The sequence below is a fragment of the Corynebacterium tuscaniense genome (assembly GCF_008693065.1).
Classification (GTDB): domain Bacteria; phylum Actinomycetota; class Actinomycetes; order Mycobacteriales; family Mycobacteriaceae; genus Corynebacterium; species Corynebacterium tuscaniense.
Genome location: NZ_VXKH01000162.1, coordinates 1 through 678 on the forward strand (window position 1 = coordinate 1; position 678 = coordinate 678).

A 678-nucleotide genomic window follows, 5' to 3' on the forward strand; every position below is an offset into this window, starting at 1 on the left:
GAGGAATCTGCGGCGGCATTTAGGGTTGGTGATGGTGACGTCTTTAGTAAGTACGAGGTGTTTTGAGGTTACCCTCGTTTAGTGGACACCCTATTTGTGCGGATCTTGTGTCCGTAGGAGAGGATGTTCATTGTGAGTCAACAGCGCAAGAAGTACACGCCGGAGTACCGGCGTGAAGCCGCGAACCTTGTAATCGAGTCAGAGCGCCCGATCGCTCATGTGGCTAAGGAGATTGGCGTCTCCGCCGGGCTTTTAGGCCGGTGGGTCAAACTCGAGCGTGAACGCCGAGGGGCCTCGGATGGGATGAGTGAGGCTGATCTTCGTGCTGAGAATGCTCGTCTGCGCCGTGAGTTGGCGGAAGCCAAGATGGATAATGAGTTCTTGTCAAAAGCGACAGCCTTCTTCGCCGCGAAGCAACGCGAGCAGAAAAGTTCGAATTGATGCAGCAGGAGAAGGCAAACTACAGCATCAAACGCATGGCACGGCTATTAAAAGTGTCTCGGTCTGGATACTACAAATGGGCTGATACGCAGCAGAAGCGACTATCTGGCGAAAATGATCGTGCTGCATTTTACGATGGCGTTGACCGAAAGATTCATCAGATTTGGAAAGACTCCGATGAGGTTTATGGTGCTCCGCGGATCACCGCAGAACTTACCGAGCGCTACCAGATCACCC

General features: G+C 52.9%; 2 protein-coding genes. Both read left to right on the top strand.

Annotation, left to right across the window (positions count from 1 at the left end; genetic code table 11):
- Positions 1-123: 123 nt before the first annotated feature.
- On the top strand, positions 124-441 hold the full coding sequence (locus F4V54_RS11055; RefSeq protein ID WP_005297477.1) for a transposase: 318 nt from the start codon (positions 124-126) through the stop codon (positions 439-441).
- Positions 441-678, top strand: a 238-nt coding sequence (locus tag F4V54_RS11590) for a transposase (RefSeq protein ID WP_170253159.1), incomplete at its 3' end; no start/stop codon positions are given. The genes F4V54_RS11055 and F4V54_RS11590, both read left to right, overlap by 1 nt.